Origin of the sequence: Methanobrevibacter oralis, assembly GCF_001639275.1 — an archaeon.
Taxonomy (GTDB): Archaea; Methanobacteriota; Methanobacteria; order Methanobacteriales; family Methanobacteriaceae; genus Methanocatella; species Methanocatella oralis.
Map to the genome: position 1 here is coordinate 1 of NZ_LWMU01000012.1, position 892 is coordinate 892.

The 892-nt window shown below is 27.0% G+C and carries 1 protein-coding gene; it reads right to left on the bottom strand.

Annotated elements, in window-relative coordinates:
• A complete protein-coding gene (locus MBORA_RS10095) occupies positions 1-129 on the bottom strand; it encodes a transposase (protein ID WP_346172387.1) in 129 nt (42 codons plus the stop codon).
• Positions 130-892: the final 763 nt, after the last annotated feature.

The following is an 892-nucleotide window of genomic DNA, read 5'->3' on the forward strand; positions in this document are numbered from 1 at the left end:
TTAAACATTTTCAATGGGGCTTAAATCAGGACAATATTGTTTTAAATATATTAAATTTATATTTGATATTTCTGCAACTTTTTGAACCATTTTTGCTGTGTGAATCCTTGTATTGTCTAGAATTATAATTAATTCTTTTTTTCTTTATGAGGCAGGATGGGACATGACTTTCATTAATTTTTAAAATTTTTTTTTCGCTTATTTTTTTTTCATTTAATTTTATATATTATGAAGTATAATCTTTTATTATAAATATTAATATTTATGGTTGTTTTATTTATGGTTTTAAAAGATGATACTGTTATTTAGACTATGTTGGTGTCTATGGACTTGAGTAATTTGATTCCTGAAGGTCATCCGTGTTATTTGTATTAAAAATGTGGTTGATTAAATTGATTGTTCCGAAGCTAACAAGGAGTTTTTCGTGATAAGCCTGGTGAACCTGCTTATCCTCGTGAAATGTTGCTTAGGATTGATTTGGATGAGTGTTATTTGATGGTGGATTGTCTTCTCCTAATTGAGAGAAGAACAAGAACTGATATTTTTCTTATATGTACTTTAGCAGGCATGCAAAAGCCAATTTATAGGGACAATTTTATAAGATTCAAATTGGATTATACCTGATTTAATTGATGAATCTTTTAAAACAACTTTTAAAGATTTGCAAAAGAAGAAAATCCGCCATTTAGAGTTTTAGATGGAACTAAAGTAAAAACATCTTTAAAAAATAATAACCAATGAACAACAATTAAAAAATAATCATGGAAAGAACACTTTGGAAGAAAAGTATTATAAATTGGATCAAGAAGAATATTTGGAATTGGGCGATGAATCTGGAAAAATTAGTGTTCCTGAATCATATTAACAAACAAAGAAAAATTCCAAGAAACAG